Source organism: Actinomadura litoris (assembly GCF_009733595.1).
In the GTDB taxonomy this organism is placed as follows: Bacteria; Actinomycetota; Actinomycetes; order Streptosporangiales; family Streptosporangiaceae; genus Spirillospora; species Spirillospora litoris.
The window spans coordinates 201722-217966 of record NZ_WOFH01000001.1 but is presented as its reverse complement, the minus strand read 5'-3'; the positions used below and the strand labels follow the sequence as shown (position 1 = coordinate 217966).

The following is a 16245-nucleotide window of genomic DNA, read 5'->3' as shown; positions in this document are numbered from 1 at the left end:
TTCCTCTCGGTGTCTCAGGACGTGAGCGGGGCGCCGGAGCGGTTCAGCGACGGGCCGACGGCGAGCCTCGCGCCGGGGGTGCGTCCGCGCCCCCAGCCGATCTGCTCGCGGTAGCTGCCGAGCAGCCCCTCGGCGGCGAGGTCGGCCTCGTCGGGCGGCTCGGGCAGCGGGTGCGAGCGCGGGTCGACGAACAGCGCGTCGACCGGGCAGTACGCCTCGCACATGAAGCAGGTCTGGCAGTCGCTCTGCCGGGTCAGGACGGGGATGCCGTCGGCGCCCCGGTCGAAGACGTTCGTCGGGCACACCGCGATGCACTTGTCGCACGCGATGCACCGCTCCCGCGACACGATCTCGATCACGACGCCACCGCCAGCGCGGCGGTCTCGGGCCGCGTCCACACCTCGTGCAGGCCGCCGGTGACCAGGCGCCGCCGCTGGGACGGGTCCTGCTCGGGCAGGTCCTGCCGCTTGTGCATGCCGCGCGTCTCCGTTCGGGCGAGCGCGGCGCTGTACATCCAGCGGGCGTGCGCGGTCATCGCGGCGGCCGACCGCGCCCGGACGAGCCCGGCGCCCTCGCCGCGCAGCGTGCCGGCCAGCTCCCGCCACGTCCGGTCGAGGGCGTCCAGCGCCGGGACGAGCCGGTCGGCGTGCCGCAGCAGGTTCTTGTCGTAGGGCAGCACCTCGGCCTGCACGGCCCGCACGTACTCGGCGTGGCCGCCGGTCGCGGGCCCGGCCGGGCGGACGCCCGCCTCGCCGAGCGCGCGCACGGGCCGTCCCGTGGCGCGCCCGCCCAGCTCGGCGGCGTGCCGCGCGGCGCCGCGCCCCGCCCACGTGCCCGACGACATCGCCCACGCGGAGTTGTGGCTGCCGCCGCCGGTGAAGCCGCCGCAGATCAGCTCGCGGGTCGCGGCGTCGCCCGCCGCGTACAGGCCGGGCACGGTCGTGGCGCAGTCCGGGCCGGTGATCCGGATGCCGCCGGTGCCGCGCACGGTGCCCTCGGCGAGCAGCGTGACCGGGAACAGGTCGGTGAACGGGTCGATGCCCTGCCGGTCGAACGGCAGGAAGAAGTTCGGCTGCGCGAGCCGCATCGCCCGCTGCTCCTCCGGCGTCGCCTTGTCGATCCGGCACAGGACGGGCTCGGTGAGCAGCGTCCGCGCGATGACCGAGCGCCCGCGCTGGCTGCCCGCGCCTTCGAGGACGCTCCCGTCCGCGTGGTAGAAGGTCGCGAACGAGTAGAACGCCGTCTTCGTCACCGACGTGAACGCCGGGGCGATCGCGTAGGCGTTGGAGAACTCCATCCCCGACAGCTCCGCGCCCGCCTCCGCCGCGAACAGCGCGCCGTCGCCGGTGTTGACGTCGCAGCCGAGGGCCTTGCTGAGGAACGCGCACCCGCCGGTGGCGAGCACCACCGCGCGGGCCGTGACCCGGAACGGGTGCTCGTCGCGCAGCCGGTACCCGGCCGCTCCCGCGACCGCGCCCGACCCGTCGGCGAGCAGCTCGGTGACCGGGCTGTGGTCGAGGACCCGCACGCCCGCCCGGCGCACCCGGACGCGCATCCGCCGCATGTACTCGGGCCCCTGGAGGCCGCGCCGGATCTGCCGCCCGTCGTCGTCGACCGGGAACGGGTACCGCGACACCTCCGCCAGCTCGTTCATGTTCGCGTAGGTCTGGTCGAGGACGCGGGCCATCCACTCCCGGTCGGCGAGGTACCCGCCGAGGCCCTCGCGGCTCGCCATCGCCGCCTCCCGGGCCTCCGGCCGAGGCTCGACGTACCAGACGCCGGTGCCCGCCGACGCGGTCGCGCCGCTCGTGCCGAGGTAGCCCTTGTCGGCGAGGACGACGCTCGCGCCCGCCTCCGCCGCCTTCACCGCGGCCCACGCCCCGGCGGGGCCGCCGCCCGCGACCAGCACGTCCGCGTCGATCTCGTTGATGGTCACAGCGCCTCCCGGGCGGTGGTCAGGTTGGTGGCGACGGGGCGGACACCGAGCCCGTCGAGCAGGTCGCGGCGCAGCGCGACGAAGCGGGGGTCGTCCATCGAGCGGGGACGCGGCAGGTCGACGGCGTACTCGCGGGCGATCCGCCCGTCCGCGAGCAGCAGCGCGCGGTCGGCGAGCAGCAGCGCCTCCTCGACGTCGTGGGTGACCAGCAGCACCGCCGGGCGGTGCTCGGCCCACAGGTCGGCGACGAGCGCCTGCGCGTTGAGCCTGGTCAGCGCGTCGAGGGCGCCGAAAGGCTCGTCCAGCAGCAGCAGGTCGGGGGTGCGGACCAGGGCCCGCGCCAGCGCGACCCGCTGCGACTCGCCGCCCGACAGCGTGAGCGGCCAGGCGTCGGCGCGGGCCGAGAGCCCCACCTCGGCGAGCGCGTCCTCGGCCCGCGCGCGCAGGTCCCGGCCGCGCAGGCCCCGTTTCGACAAGCCGAGGACGACGTTGTCCCAGACGCGGCTCCACGGCAGCAGCCGGTGCTCCTGGTAGACGACGGCGCGCTTGGCCGGGACGTCGATCTCGCCGCCGCCCTCGCCGTCCAGCCCGGCCAGCGCGCGCAGCAGCGTGCTCTTGCCCGAGCCGCTCGCGCCGAGCAGCGCGACGAACTCGCCGGGGGCGATGTCGAGGTCCACGCCGTCCAGCACGGTCCGCTCACCGAACACGCGGGTGAGCCCGCGCACCCTCACGCCGCTTCTGGTTCCGACGGTCATCGCGCCACCAGCCCTCTCCGCCACGCCAGGACGCGGCGCTCGACCAGCCGCACCAGCAGGTCCGTCGAGACGCCGAGCAGCGCGTAGACGACGAGCACCAGGAAGACCGTGTCCATCTGGAGGAACTGCGTGGCCTGGTTGATGACGAAGCCGATGCCGCTGGCGGTCGCGGACTGCTCCACGACCACGAGCGTCAGCCAGGCGACGCCGAGCGAGAGCCGCAGCCCGACGAGGATCTGCGGGAGCGCGCCGGGCAGGATGACCTTGCGGACCAGCCCGATCCGGCCGAGCCCGCAGGTCCGCGCGGACTCCACCAGCCGCTCGTCCACGCCCCGGATGCCGTGGAACACGTTGATGTAGAGCGGGAACACCACGCCGACCGCGATCAGGCCGACCTTGGAGGTCTCGCCGATCCCGAACCAGATGATGAACAGCGGCACCAGCGCCAGGTGCGGCAGCATCCGGACGGCCTGCAGCGGCGCGTCGATGATGTCCTCGCTGACCCGGAACAGCCCCGACAGCAGGCCGAGCCCGAGCCCGAGCGGCAGCCCGATCGCGAGGCCCTTCAGCACCCGCAGCAGCGAGACCCCGAGGTTGTCGGTCAGCTCGCCCGAGGAGGTCATCTCCCAGCCCCGCGCCGCGACGTCGCTGAGCGGCGGCGTCGTGCTGCCGAGCCAGCCGGCCCGCGCGCCGATCTCCCACAGCGCGAGCACCAGCACCAGCCCGCTGACCTTGCGGGCGCGGCGCAGCAGCGCCAGCGCCACGGCGCCCGAGCGCGCGGCGGCCCGCGGCGCCGCGGCGCGCGGCAGCGCGGACCGGGGTGGATCGAGCAGCTCTGTGGACATGCGTTACCTCCAGGGCGGGACGCGGGCAGGCAGGCAGGGGGATCCGGCGGGCATGGGGCCGTGCGGCCGACAGGCGTGAGCGAAGGGGGAAGAGAAGAGAGGGGCGGCGGATCAGCGGCCGAGGCGTGCGGAGGGGCGGGTCAACAGGACGCGCTGCACACGCGGAGGAGGTCGATGTGGCGCCTCGCCACCAGTGCCTCCGTTGCGTTCATGCTCCTAGCATGCACATGGACGCAGCCTGGGGGAAGACCCTGAAAAGCCCGCCCGACCTGCGGAGACGCCGCAGGGATCATGCAAAACCGACAAAACCTACTGCTTTACCAGGGAATATGCCGTACCGGACGGCCGATGATGATCTTGTACACGGTTACACAGATCACACCGTCCGGAAACCCGGAGGTAGACGGACCGTAACTCGCTCCGGACGCAGGGTCCACCAACGGGTGTGGCCGTGCCCGGGGTCCTGGTTCCCCGAACACGGCCACCTTCCCGGAGTGCCGCCCGGCGGCCGCGTCGCTCCCCAGCGGGACCGGCCGGACGGCAGTGGTACTAGACCGCGGCCCCCGCCGCGGTCTGGACGGGCACGGTCAGGCGCGGGCTCGTCCAGCGGACCAGCGACGCGCCGAGCGCCATGCCGCCGCCGAAGCCCGCCAGCAGGACGAGGTCGCCGGGCCCGATCGCGCCGCGCCGGTACGCGGCGTCCAGCGTGATCGGGATCGACGCCGCGCCCGTGTTGCCGTAGCGCTCGACGGTCAGGTGGGTGTGCGCCGTGGTGAGCCCGAGGGAGGGCACGATGTCGGCGAGCATCGCGCCGTTGGCCTGGTGCGGGACGAAGTGCCGCACCTCCTCGGGCGGCACCCCGCCGCGCCGCAGCAGCTGCGCCACGGTGGCCGGGAGGGTGTCGTGGACGAACTCGCGGACGCCGCGCCCGTCCATCTTGAAGAAGTGCTGGCCTTCCTCCAGCGTGTGCTCGGTCGCGGGCATGCGGCTCCCGCCCGCCGGGACGCGGATGAGGCCGTGCATGTCCCCGCGGCTCATCATCAGCGCGTCGGCGAGCCCGCCCCCGGACGGGGACGGACCGAGCACGACCGCGCCCGCGCCGTCCCCGAACAGGATCGCCGTCCTGCGGTCGGAGTAGTCGAGGATGCGCGAGTAGATGTCGACGCCGACGACCACGCCGTAACCGCCGCCGCCGTCACCGCGCAGCAGCCGCTCGGTCACCATCAGCGCGTACACGAAGCCGCTGCACACGGCGTTCATGTCGAACGCGCCCGCGCCCTCGGCGCCGATGAGGTGCTGGACGATGCTCGCGGTCGCGGGCTGCGGGTGGTCGGGCGTGGAGGTGGCGACGACCACGTAGTCGAGCTGCTCGGGCGAGAGCCCGGCCTGGTCGAGGGCCCGCCGCGCGGCGGCCGCCGCGAGGTCGGAGGACGCCTCGTGCGCGGCGGCCCGCCGCCGCTCCACGATGCCGGTCTTGCGGACGATCCAGTCGGCCGACACTCCGGCCGGCCCCGCGATCTCGTCGTTGCCGACGACGCGGTCGGGCAGGTAGGAACCCGTACTGAGAATGCCTATCTGGGCCATGAGAAGGATTGCTCCAGTTCTTGGGTTGGCCTGGCGCAGGGCGCGGTCACCGGGCGGGCGCCGCGCGGCGGATCCGGTCGGCGGACCGCCGCGCGGCGACCGCCGCGGATCAGGAGACCGCCGCGCGGGGCGCGGTCCCGGTGCGCAGCCTGCGCCACCGCCCGAGGTTCGCGCGTTCCAGCAGGAACGGGTCGTCGCCGACCACGACCGGGTCGCCCACGGCCTCCAGCAGGTGGAGGTCGGTGGAGTGGTCGCCGTAGGCGCTGCACCGGGCGAGGTCCAGGCCGCGGACGGCGGCGGCGGCCCGCGCGGCGCGGCCCTTCGCGACGCCGATCAGCGGGGCGAGCACCTCGCCGGTCAGCGCGCCGCGCCGGACGAGCGGCCTGGTGCCGAGCGCCCAGCAGTGGCCGCCCAGCGCCTCGGCGATCGGGTCGAGGCAGGCGAAGAACGAGCCCGACAGCAGCACGACGAGGTTCCCCCGTGCCTGGTGCCGCCGGTACTCCCGCAGCGTCGCGGGCAGGAAGGGCGAACGCTCCCGTGACTCCTCGGCGAACCAGGCGGCGCCGCTCTCGGCCAGCCGGCGCGCCTCCTGCCCCGCGAAGAGCCGGTAGTACCGCCGGTTGACCTCGGCCCGGTTCGCCCCGGCCGCCGCGGCGGCGTGCAACTCGCCGGCGAGGCGCCCGTAGGTGCCGTCCGGCTCGCCCTGCGTCCTCAGGTGGTACCGCAGGAAACGGAACATGCTCTTGAAATGGACGAGCGTCTCGTCCACGTCGAAGAACGCGGCCGCCCCCGCGGGCGCGTCGGCGCTCACCGGCCGTGGACGCCGGTGAGCACGCAGCCGACCGCGCAGATCGAGCGGTCGTTCTGCCGGACGTCCACGTCGGCGACGACCGTGAGCGGCGCCGCCGCCGGGTCGCCGGGAAGGCCCTCGATCTCCCCGGGGCCCGCCGCCGTGTAGGTGATGCCGTCCTCGGCCAGCGGGCTCCCCGGCCCGCTCGCCGCCTCGGGCGCGCCGATGGAGGCGTGCAGCGTGATGTCGCGCTCCAGTTCGCCGAACGCGCTGAACGTCGCGGACAGCTCGGTGAGGTAGCTCTTGACCGCCGACACGCCGCGCACCTCCAGGGCCCCGTAGTGGACGACCTGGCGGGCCGCCTCGGCGAGCACCATCCCCGGGATGTGGTCCTGGGGGTGGTCGAACAGGCTCGGGTGGTTGGCCGCCAGCCGCAGCACGGCGCTCGCGCCGGACCGTTCCGCCTTCGCGTCGCACAGCACGACGTTGTCGGGCAGCATCCTGCCGACCAGGTGCGGCGCCACCGGCGCCCCCGGGCTCTGCTCGGGCGGGACGGACGTCGAGCGCAGCAGCGCGCCGTCGCGGTTGCGCAGCCGCAGCGCCATGTAGCCCTCCGGGGACTTGAACCGCATGCCGATCGCCGCGCTGCCGAACTCGAAGCCCGCGATCTCCAGCCGCATCGCGTAGTCGATGCCGGTGATCCGGTCGTCGCGGACGCGCCGCGAGGTCGTGACGGTCATCGTGACCCGGCGCGGCTTCGCGCCGACCGTGAGCAGCTCCGGCCGGTCGATCCTGATCCGCATGTGGGTCAGGATGAACTTGTGGTCGAGCGGCACGTCGTAGTGCCGGTGCGCGCCGAGGATGGCCCCCTGCCGGCACGCCTCCAGCAGCAGCATCGGGTCGTAGGCGGCCGGGGTGAGCAGGTGGTCGCCGTAGTAGGCGTGCGAGCGGGGCAGGAACGCGGCCACGGCGTAGGTGTCCTCGTCCACCTGCCGGCTGTCGGTGAGAAACACTTCGGCGAGCGATTCACGGTGCACCAGTGTGCGGTCAATGGTACGCGCGAATTCGAGATCGATCGCCTGCGGGCTGATTTTCGTTTGGGCCATGGTGTCATCCTCTCCAATCGACCATGGTGACGGCATCAGCTATCAAATGATCTTGCTCGATAAGGCTATGCGTGCCTTGAAGACATTGTCAACGTACTTTAACGGTGCAGGGAAGACCTCCAAGAATTGCGTTTGGAAAGGGTCGTCCGAAGTATCGGACGCGGGTGTTTTCGGTCGTCCGGATAGGGGTGGCCATGGGGCTGATCAGCGACGACGCGGGCCGCCTCCGAGGGCCCGGCGGTGCACTGTGATCCGGCTCTCATGGTCATCGCGGTACATCGCATTACCGTCCAGACGGCGAATAGGGGACGAACGCGACGCCGAGTTTCCAAACCCGGGCAGGAATGCTGGAATTCTCGGCGTCGCGGCTCGGGGACCGGTCGGCGGCGACCGGTCGGCGGTGCCCGTCAGGGGTAGACGTCGCCCGGCAGCCTCCGGTCGGCGCCGACCGTGCGGATGTGCCAGTACGGATAGGGCGCGGGCACTTCGCTGACCTTGTCGAGGCGCTCGACCTCCGCCTCGGTCAGCGTCCACTCCATGGCGTTGAGGTTGTCCTCAAGCTGGCTCGGCTTGCTGGCGCCGACGACCGCCGCGGTGATGCCGGGCTTGGCCAGCACCCAGTTCAGCGCGACCTGCGGCACCGTCACGCCGCGCTCCGCGGCGATCTCCGACAGCTCGTCGACGATGTCGTAGGCCTGCTCCTCGTCGGTCAGCGGCGCCGACTCGGCGGCGGTCGCGTTGGCGAGCCGGCTGCCCTCGGGGCGCCCCTCGCCGCGCCGGTACTTGCCGGTCAGGAAGCCCCCGGCCAGCGGCGACCACACGGTGATGCCGACGTTCTGGTCCACGCTCAGCGGGACGATCTCCCGCTCCAGCTCGCGGGCGGCGAGGTTGTAGTAGCCCTGGTAGGTCACGACGCGCGCCAGGTTCCGCCGCTCGGACACCGACAGCGCCTTCATCAGGTGCCAGGCCGCGAAGTTCGACACGCCGAGGTAGCGCACCTTGCCCGACCTGACGAGGTCGTCCAGGGCGCGCAGGGTCTCATCCAGCGAGGTGCGCGGGTCGAAGCCGTGCAGATGGTAGATGTCGATGTAGTCGGTGTTCAGGCGGCGCAGGCTGGCCTCGACCGCGGCGAACAGGTGGTGCCGGGACGAGCCGAGGTCGTTCGGGTCGTCGGTGATGCGCCAGCGTCCCTTGGTCCCGATGACGACCCGGTCGCGGACGTTCTTCAGCGCGACGCCGAGGAACTGCTCGCCCATCCCGTTCTTGTACACGTCGGCGGTGTCGAAGAAGTTGACGCCCGCGTCGAGCGCGGTGTTCACGAGGCGGAACACCTCCTGCTCCTCGACCGTCCCGAACTCGGCCCAGTCGCGGTCGGGGGCGCCGAGGAACGGGGCGTTGCCGCCGAAGTTGAACGAGCCGTAGCACAGCTCCGACACCATCAACCCGGTGTCGCCCATATAGCGGTACCGCATCGCGTTTCCTTTCTGCGTTGTGAATCCGTACGGGGTGCTCCGCGCGGCGCGGGGTCCGCGCGGGAGCGGGGGCTCGTGGGTGGATCAGGCGCCGGCCGGGTCCGGTTCGGCGGTCCCGCCGCCCGCCGCGGCGGCGGCCTCGGCGGTCTCGGGGGCGGTCTCGGCGGCGTCGTCGAACTCGCGGTCGCGGATGACCGCGTAGGTGGTGATGGCGCCCAGCAGCGCGAGCCCGGCCAGGAGCAGGAACGCGGTGTGCATGGCGGAGGTGAGCCCGTGCGCGGCGGCGTCCAGCGCGTACTGGCGCTGCCCCGCCGGGACGGAGTCAAGGGCCCCGTCGATGCGTCCCTGCGTGGCCTCGCCCGCCAGGTCGCGCGCGTTCCCCGACAGCGAGGGCGCGCGGTCGTCCAGGTCGCGCAGCGTGAGGCTCGCCAGCAGCGCGGCGGCGCCCGCGATCGCGACCGACTCGCCGGTGATGCGCATCGTGTTGAAGATCCCGGACGCCATGCCCGCGCGCTCGACCGGCGCGACGCTCACCGCCGCGTTGTCCATGACGCCGAACGCGCTGCCGACGCCGACGCCGAAGACCAGGAGCGGGCCCGCGAGGTTCGTCCACGACGCGTCCGGCTGGAGGGTCATCAGCCAGAGCGAGCCGACGGCGATCAGCGCCGAGGACGCGGCGAGCATCACCCGCAGCGGGATCCGCGCGGCGATCCGCCCCGCCACCAGGGGGACGAGGAAGACCGGCACGGTCAGCGGCAGCAGCAGCGCGCCCGCCTCGGTCGCCGAGTGCCCGCCCACGCCCTGGAAGTAGGGCGGCAGGTACACCAGCAGCACCACGAACCCGAACGTGATCGTGAACGGCTGGCACACGACGACGATGAACGTCGGGCGGCGGAACAGCGACAGGTCGAACATCGGGTGCTCGACCCGCAGTTCGACCAGCACGAACGCGACCATCAGCGCGACCGCGCCCGCCAGCGAGCCGAGCGCCGCCGGGGTCAGCCAGCCGCGCGCCGGCCCCTCGACGAACATCAGCGCGAGCAGCCCGAGGCTGCCGCTGAAGGTGGCGGCGCCGCCCCAGTCGACCCTGCTCGCGACGGGGTTGCGCGACTCGGGGATGAACCGGGCGAGGGCGAGCACCACGATGCCGACGACCACGTTGATGGCGAAGACCGCGCGCCAGCTGCCCGCGCTCACCAGCGCGCCCGCCGTCAGCGGTCCGAGCGCCAGGCCGCAGCCGAACGAGCCGCCGAGCACGCCGAACGCCTGCGCCCGCGCCGGGCCCTGGAACGAGGCGGCCAGGATCGCGGCGCCGCTGGTCAGCACGCCCGCCGCGCCGACGCCCTGGACGGCGCGCGCGACGTCGACCAGCAGCATGCTCGTCGCCACCGTGCAGACCAGCGACATGAGGCAGAACAGCGCGAGGCCGGTCAGCAGGACGCGGCGGCGGCCGAACCGGTCGGCGAGCCCGCCCGCCGCCAGCAGGCAGGCGGCGAAGGTGACGCCGTAGGCGTTCTGGACCCACTGGGCCGCGGCCACGCTGGAGCCGAGGTCGGCCGCCATGTCCGACAGGGCGACGGCGGGGCCCGTCACGGTGAGCGGGAGCGTGATGCTCGCGAGGGCGATGGCGGCCAGGGTGGGAACGGTGTGCACCCGTTCCGGCGAGCCGGGTCGCGCAATTTCCGATTCCGTGCTGGCAGACATACGTCCAGGCCCCCTCTCTATGAGGACGAAATATCATCAGGCACCGAGCAACTATAAGGTCTCTTACAGTACGGCGCAAGGTAACGCGGGATGAATGTGGGTCGCCGGTTTCACCATCAACCGAAGGTATGACAGAAGCTGTCATACCCGGGTTGCAGTTTCCTGCGGGCGCTGAATGTAATTCTGTTCTCACCCTGCGAAGTTGTTGGTGCTTATTCGCCTGCGCGCGCCCGGAGTGTGGCTGAGATCTCGTCCGCCAAGTGCCCTGGCGGGTGCCCATATGTTCGAGACGTGGTCTTATCATGAATGATAAAGTCTGCGGCGGGATATGACCGGGGGTGCAAAGAGCCGCACGTGGTGCGGCGTTTTCCGCGCTCCTGGGGAAGAATCCATGTCCTGTACCCGAGCCTGCTTGACGCCGCGTTCGCGTCGCGTGGCCGAGACGTCCGCCCCGGCGGCGGGCGGCCCGCGGATGGCGTTCAGGGAGAGGGAGCGCGATCCGCGGAAATGGCGCCGGGTCGGCACCGGTTTCACCCCGGTGCCGACCCGGCCGTCATCCGGCCCGTTCCCCCGTCACATGGGGGGGGGGGCCGCGGGATGGATCGCGAACAGTAGCGGGTGCCGGTCACCTGGTCGGCGAGCGGGGCCAGGGCCTCCAGGTCGGCGGCGGTGAGGCGCACGTCGGCCGCGCCGAGGTTCTCCTCCAGGTAGGTCAGGCGCTTGGTGCCCGGGATCGGGACGATGTCCTCGCCGAGCGCGAGCACCCAGGCCAGCGCGACCTGCGCGGGCGTCGCTCCCCGCTCGCGGGCCACCTCGTCGACGACGGCGACGACGCGCCGGTTCCGCTCGATCGTCTCGGCCTGGAAGCGCGGGTTGCCGCGCCGCCAGTCGCCCTCCTCCAGCTGGTCGGCGGTGGTCAGCACGCCGGTGAGGTAGCCGCGGCCGAGCGGGGAGTAGGCGATGAACGCCGCGTCGTGCTCCCGGCACCACGGCACGACCTTGTCGAGCTGGTCGCGGCTCCACAGCGACAGCTCGCTCTGGACGGTCGCGACCGGGTGGATCGCGTGCGCCGCCGCGAGCTGGTCCACGTCCGCCTCGGACATGCCGATGTGGTGGACCTTGCCCTCGATGACCAGCTGGGCCATCGCGCCCCAGCTCTCCTCGACGGGGACCCGCGGGTCGACGCGGTGGAGCTGGTAGAGGTCGATCACGTCCACGCCGAGGCGCCGCAGCGACCCCTCGGCGGCGGCGCGGATGTGGTCGGGGTGGCCGCTCGGCACGATCTCGCCGTCCCGCACCACCAGGCCGCACTTGCTGGCCAGCACCACCTCGTCGCGGCGGTCCCGCAGGGCGCGCCCGACCAGCTCCTCGTTGGTGAAGGGGCCGTAGACGTCGGCGGTGTCGATGAGCGTGACGCCCCGGTCGATCGCGGTGTGGACGACGCGGACCGACTCCTCGTCGTCGCGCCGGCCGGGGCTGTAGGCGAAGCTCATCCCCATGCATCCGAGGCCGATGGCCCCCACGGTCAGGCCCGTCGATCCGAGAGTCCTCTGCTGCACGGTCTCGTTCATCCCTTCTTGGTGAGCGTCGATCCGCTGAGCGAGATCGATCCTGTCTTGACCGTCCCGTTCGCGGTGACGCCCGTCTTGTCGTTGAGCGTCAGCGTCGATCCGCTGACGGTGTACTTGCCCGAGTAGGCCGCCTTCTGGCCGTTGTAGTCCTCGACGAAGGTGCCGTCGGAGTTGAGGACCAGGCGCAGGCTGCCGTCGTCGCTCGCCCAGGTGCCCACCACCCCGGCGGCCCCGGGGGCCGTGCCCTCGGCGGCCGCCGCCGAGGGCACGGCCGACGAGGAGCCGGCCGCCTGCGGGGCGGCCGACGTGGTCCCGGCAGACGGGGGGGCTGCCTTGGGATCGTCCTCGTCGCTCGAACAGGCCGTGGCGGTCAGCGAGACGGCGAGCAACGCGGTCGCGAGCGCGACGCCGGGAGAGATGGTCCTGGACACGTCGGTCTCCTTCTCGATGGATTCCGGCTCGGTGGCCCGGATGGCCCGGATGGCCCGCGGGTCAGGAGGTCATCTCCAGGACGCCCTCCATGCCGTCGCCGCGGTGCCGGCCGACCGAGCAGTAGAACGCGTAGCGGCCGGGGGTGAGCCCGGTGACCAGCGCCTGCGTCTCGCCCCTGGTGATCACGCGGGTGCGGCCGACGACCCGGCCGTCCCGCTCGACGACCATGTCGTGCGGGATGCCCGAGTCGTTGCGGAAGACGAGCAGGACCCGGTCGCCGGACGCGGTGTGCCGGTTGTGGTCGAACGCGTGCGACCCGTCGCTCTGGGCGGCGAGCCGGAACACCGGAGCGCCCGCCGCGCCGGCCGGTGCTCCGGGGTCGCCGGTCCCCTCGGTGCCGAGGGTGGCCGCGCCGCCGGTCGCGCCGCCGGCGGTCCCGTGGGCGTGCGCCCCGGTGCCGTCCGGCGACCCGGCGCAGCTCGCGACGGCGAGGGCGAGGGCGCACAGTGCGGCGCCGGCCGCGCCCGCGACTCCGACCTTGGAATGCATCGCCTGCCTCCCCCTCGGCGCGATGGTCTCTGACGTTTCCCATCGTGTGGGGCGCGGCGGCGGGTGCCCAGGGTTCTGTCTTTCCTGGGTCCCCGCTACCTAGGTCTGGCGTGACCACCCTTCCGGGTGCGGCGATGTCTAGACTGACCAGATCATTCGGTGTCTTATGGTCATCTGAGGTCGAATGGATATAAAGTTCTGGCCACCGGGAAGACGGACCGTACGGGGAGGTTTGACCTCTTGAGTTCCGAGACGAAACCCATCGCTTCCGCGACCGGCGGGGACGCGCCGGGAGATGTGCTGATCGTCGGCGCGGGGCCGACCGGGCTGATGGCCGCGTGCGAACTGCTGCGGCGCGGCGTCGGCGTCCGGCTGATCGACCGGGCGCCCGCCCCCTCGCCCTTTCCGAAGGCGCTGCTGCTGTGGCCGCGCAGCCTCGACCTGCTGGAGGATCTCGGCGCGCTCGGCGCCGCCCACGAGGCCGGCCTGCTGATCAACGCCTTCGACTACTACTCCGCCGGACGGCCGCTCGCGACGTTCGACTTCCCGCCCGCGCTCGCCCCGCTCTGCCTGCCGCAGAGCGAGACCGAGCGGGTGCTGACCGGGGCGCTGCACGCGCTCGGCGGGACGATCGAGCGCGGCGTGCGGCTGCTGGCCTTCGACGGCCTGGACTACTCGGGCCGGATCGCCGAGGGCGGGACGGTGACCTCGATCCTCGAACACTCCGGGGACGGCCGGGTCGAACGCGCCCGGCACCGCTTCGTCATCGGCGCGGACGGCGCGGGCAGCGCCGTCCGCGCGCAGCTCGGCACGGCCTTCACCGGCGCCACCTACGAGACCGCGTTCGCGCTGGTGGACGCGCACATCGAGGGGGAGCTGCCGCCGGACCGCGCCCTGTACTACCAGTCGCCCGCGGGGGCGCTGGTCGTCGTCGCGCTGCCGAAGGGGGTGTACCGGTTCTTCACCAGCCTGCCGCCGGGGCGGCGGGTGAGCGTGCCGCTGCTGCAACGCGTGGTCGACGAGCAGGGGCCGCGGGGCGTGCGGCTGGTGGATCCGGTGTGGGAGGCGGTCTTCCGCGTCCACCGGCGGCACGCGACCGACTTCCAGCTCGGCCGCGTGTTCCTCGCGGGCGACGCCGCGCACGTGCACAGCCCGGCGGGCGGGCAGGGGCTCAACACCGGGCTCCAGGACGCGCACAACCTCGCGTGGAAGATCGCGGCGGTGCTGCACGGGGAGGCTCCGGCGGGGCTGCTCGCCACCTACGAGCCCGAGCGCAAGGCGGTCGCGCGGCGCGTCGTCCGGGAGACCGACATCCAGACGCGCGGGTGGATGCTCAAGCACCCGCTCCAGGTCGCCGCGCGGGACGCGGCGTTCCGCCTGCTCGACCGGTCGGGTGTGATGGCGCGGCACTACGTCCCCGTCATGGCCGGGCGCAGGCTCGCCTACCCGCAGGTGCGCGAGACCCAGGAACCCTCGGACCGGACGGGCTGCCGCCTGGCGCGCGGCCGCCTGCCGGGCGGGGGCCTGCGCGTCGGCGGCGTGTTCCCGCGCGAGGGCGGCGGCGCGGACGCCGCGAAATGGAGGCTGGTGGGGATCGCGCACGGCGACGAGACGTGGTGCGGCGCGCTGGAGGAGGCCGCGGCGCCGTGGCCGCAGGTGCGCGTCGCCGCGGCGTCCGGCGCGCGGGCGTGCGCGCGGCCGTCCTACTACCTCGTCCGGCCGGACGGCCATCTCGCGGCCCACGGCCACGACGGAGACCTCGACCGGCTGAGGGAGGAACTGCGTGCGACGCTCGGAGCGGCCGCGGCGGTGGGGGCGGCGGCGACGGCCGCTACCACGGCTGATAGGGCTCAAGCCTCGAAATGGAATCAGACACCTTAATAGTATCTGGTCTATGATGGCACAATGAGTGCACTTCCGATCGAGCAGCGGCTCGGCCACCACCTCAAACGGGTCGAGCAGGAGCTCATCGCCGCGAAGACCGTGGCCCTGCGGCCGTTCGGCCTGAACGTCCCGCAGTACACGGTCCTTCTCGTCCTCTCGCACGAGCCCGGGCTCTCCGGGGCGGCGCTGGCGCGACGTTGCCTGGTCACACCGCAGACGATGTCGTCGGTCCTCGCGACGCTCGAATCACGCAGGCTGGTGGAGCGAACGCCCCATCCGATCCACAGCCACATCCTTGAGGTCCGGTTGACGAGGAAGGCGAGATCGTTGCTGGCCGAGGCGGACGCCGCCGCGGTCACGATCGAGTCGAGGTTGAGCGCGGAGTTCGACACCAGGGAGGCTGGTCAACTGATCGAGTATCTGGGCCGCTGCTCCGGCGTGCTGACGGCGGCGGTCGACGCCCCGAAGAAGGCGCGCTGAGCGGCACGGCCGGCGAAGGCCGAAGACAAGGCTGAAGGGGAGGGGAAAGGCTGTGCGGGATGCCGGGGAGAGGCCGACACCCCGCACAGCGTCTGCGTCGCCCGTACCGGCGCGGGGGGCACCGCCGGGATCGGTGCCGTTCATCATCATCCCGCCGGTGCATGCTCGAATCATGCTCCCCAGGCGGGATGCTGCCCAGAGTCCTGACGTCCCTAGGACTCTGCTACCTAGGTCTACCAGGCACAGGCATCGGAAGGGGAAAGGGGTGACACTGGGACCATGGACCAGCGAACCGAACTCGGCGAGTTCCTGAGGTCCAGGCGCGCCCGCCTGAGCCCCGAGGACGTCGGCCTGCCGGCCCTCGGCAAGCGGCGGGTGCCCGGCCTGCGCAGGGAGGAGCTGGCGCAGCTCGCTGGCGTCAGCGTGGACTACTACGTCCGGCTCGAACAGGGCAGGGCCCGCAACGCCTCGGCCGCCGTGCTCGACGCGGTCGCGCAGGCGCTGCGGCTGAACGAGGACGAGCAGGCGTACCTGCGCAACATCGCCAAGCCCGTGCCGGCGCGGCGCCGCCCGCCCCGCCCGGAGCGGGTGCGCCCGGGATTGCAGCGGCTGCTCGACATGAGCGCGAACGTCCCCGCGTACGTGGTGGGGCGGCGGGTGGACGTGCTCGCCTGGAACCGGCTCGCCTGCGTGCTGTTCACCGACTTCGCCGCGCGCCCGCCGGCGCTGCGCAACTGGGGCCGCATGATCTTCCTGGAGCAGGAGATCCGCGACCTGTTCGACGACTGGACGGTCAAGGCCCGCGAGACCGTGTCCTACCTGCGCCTCCAGGCGGGCAGCCATCCGAACGACCCGGAGCTGGCCGCGCTGGTCGGGGAGCTGTCGGTGAAGAGCGCGGACTTCCGGCACTGGTGGGCGAGCCACGACGTGCACGACAAGGCGCACGGCCGCAAGCACCTGCGGCACCCGGTCGCCGGCGACCTCGTGCTCGACTTCGAGACGCTGCGGCTGCCCTCCGACCCCGACCAGGTCCTCGTCACCTACACCGCCGAGGCCGGGTCGCCGTCGGCGGAGGCGCTCAACTTCCTGACGAGCTGGAGCGCCGGGACGCCCGATCACGTCGAGCGCCCCACCTGA

General features: G+C 72.8%; 15 protein-coding genes. 3 read left to right on the top strand and 12 right to left on the bottom strand.

Annotated features, from left to right (window positions below):
• Positions 1-14 precede the first annotated feature (14 nt).
• The 12 genes from GNZ18_RS01000 to GNZ18_RS00945 form a co-directional block, all read right to left on the bottom strand.
• Entirely contained in the window at positions 15-359 is a 345-nt protein-coding gene (locus tag GNZ18_RS01000; protein WP_214616349.1) for a 4Fe-4S dicluster domain-containing protein, read from the bottom strand.
• Positions 356-1936 carry an FAD-dependent oxidoreductase gene (locus GNZ18_RS00995; RefSeq protein WP_214616350.1) on the bottom strand — a complete coding sequence of 527 codons (1581 nt, stop codon included), beginning with the start codon at positions 1934-1936 and terminating at the stop codon, positions 356-358. The genes GNZ18_RS01000 and GNZ18_RS00995 overlap by 4 nt, the downstream gene beginning before the upstream one ends.
• A complete protein-coding gene (locus GNZ18_RS00990) occupies positions 1933-2691 on the bottom strand; it encodes an ABC transporter ATP-binding protein (protein ID WP_156214166.1) in 759 nt (252 codons plus the stop codon). The genes GNZ18_RS00995 and GNZ18_RS00990 overlap by 4 nt, the downstream gene beginning before the upstream one ends.
• Positions 2688-3536 carry an ABC transporter permease gene (locus GNZ18_RS00985; RefSeq protein ID WP_156214165.1) on the bottom strand — a complete coding sequence of 283 codons (849 nt, stop codon included), beginning with the start codon at positions 3534-3536 and terminating at the stop codon, positions 2688-2690. Before GNZ18_RS00985 ends, GNZ18_RS00990 begins: the two co-directional genes overlap by 4 nt.
• A gap of 549 nt (positions 3537-4085) precedes the next feature.
• The gene (locus GNZ18_RS00980) at positions 4086-5120 is read right to left on the bottom strand and encodes a 3-oxoacyl-ACP synthase III family protein (protein WP_156214164.1); all 1035 of its coding nucleotides are present in this window, start codon (positions 5118-5120) and stop codon (positions 4086-4088) included.
• A gap of 109 nt (positions 5121-5229) precedes the next feature.
• The gene (locus GNZ18_RS00975; protein ID WP_312874234.1) at positions 5230-5931 is read right to left on the bottom strand and encodes an HAD-IB family hydrolase; all 702 of its coding nucleotides are present in this window, start codon (positions 5929-5931) and stop codon (positions 5230-5232) included.
• Positions 5928-7016 carry a ScbA/BarX family gamma-butyrolactone biosynthesis protein gene (locus tag GNZ18_RS00970; protein ID WP_246249329.1) on the bottom strand — a complete coding sequence of 363 codons (1089 nt, stop codon included), beginning with the start codon at positions 7014-7016 and terminating at the stop codon, positions 5928-5930. The genes GNZ18_RS00975 and GNZ18_RS00970 overlap by 4 nt, the downstream gene beginning before the upstream one ends.
• A 407-nt stretch (positions 7017-7423) precedes the next feature.
• The gene (locus tag GNZ18_RS00965; RefSeq protein ID WP_156214162.1) at positions 7424-8488 is read right to left on the bottom strand and encodes an aldo/keto reductase; all 1065 of its coding nucleotides are present in this window, start codon (positions 8486-8488) and stop codon (positions 7424-7426) included.
• Positions 8489-8572: 84 nt separating this feature from the next.
• Positions 8573-10141: an MFS transporter gene (locus GNZ18_RS00960; protein ID WP_312874233.1), complete on the bottom strand. Its 1569-nt coding sequence runs from the start codon at positions 10139-10141 to the stop codon at positions 8573-8575.
• A gap of 581 nt (positions 10142-10722) precedes the next feature.
• The gene (locus tag GNZ18_RS00955; RefSeq protein WP_156214160.1) at positions 10723-11763 is read right to left on the bottom strand and encodes an aldo/keto reductase; all 1041 of its coding nucleotides are present in this window, start codon (positions 11761-11763) and stop codon (positions 10723-10725) included.
• Positions 11760-12194, bottom strand: a complete 435-nt coding sequence (locus GNZ18_RS00950; protein ID WP_156214159.1) for an Atu4866 domain-containing protein — start codon at positions 12192-12194, stop codon at positions 11760-11762. Before GNZ18_RS00950 ends, GNZ18_RS00955 begins: the two co-directional genes overlap by 4 nt.
• A gap of 61 nt (positions 12195-12255) precedes the next feature.
• Positions 12256-12744: a cupredoxin domain-containing protein gene (locus tag GNZ18_RS00945; RefSeq protein WP_156214158.1), complete on the bottom strand. Its 489-nt coding sequence runs from the start codon at positions 12742-12744 to the stop codon at positions 12256-12258.
• A 240-nt stretch (positions 12745-12984) separates the two neighbouring features.
• On the opposite strand from GNZ18_RS00945, the gene GNZ18_RS00940 reads away from it, so the two are divergent.
• The 3 genes from GNZ18_RS00940 (at position 12985) to GNZ18_RS00930 (ending at position 16245) form a co-directional block, all read left to right on the top strand.
• Positions 12985-14625: an FAD-dependent monooxygenase gene (locus GNZ18_RS00940; RefSeq protein WP_246249328.1), complete on the top strand. Its 1641-nt coding sequence runs from the start codon at positions 12985-12987 to the stop codon at positions 14623-14625.
• Positions 14626-14649: 24 nt separating this feature from the next.
• Complete coding sequence (locus tag GNZ18_RS00935) at positions 14650-15108, top strand: MarR family winged helix-turn-helix transcriptional regulator (RefSeq protein WP_156214157.1); 459 nt, start codon at positions 14650-14652, stop codon at positions 15106-15108.
• 279 nt (positions 15109-15387) lie between these two features.
• A complete protein-coding gene (locus GNZ18_RS00930; protein WP_156214156.1) occupies positions 15388-16245 on the top strand; it encodes a helix-turn-helix domain-containing protein in 858 nt (285 codons plus the stop codon).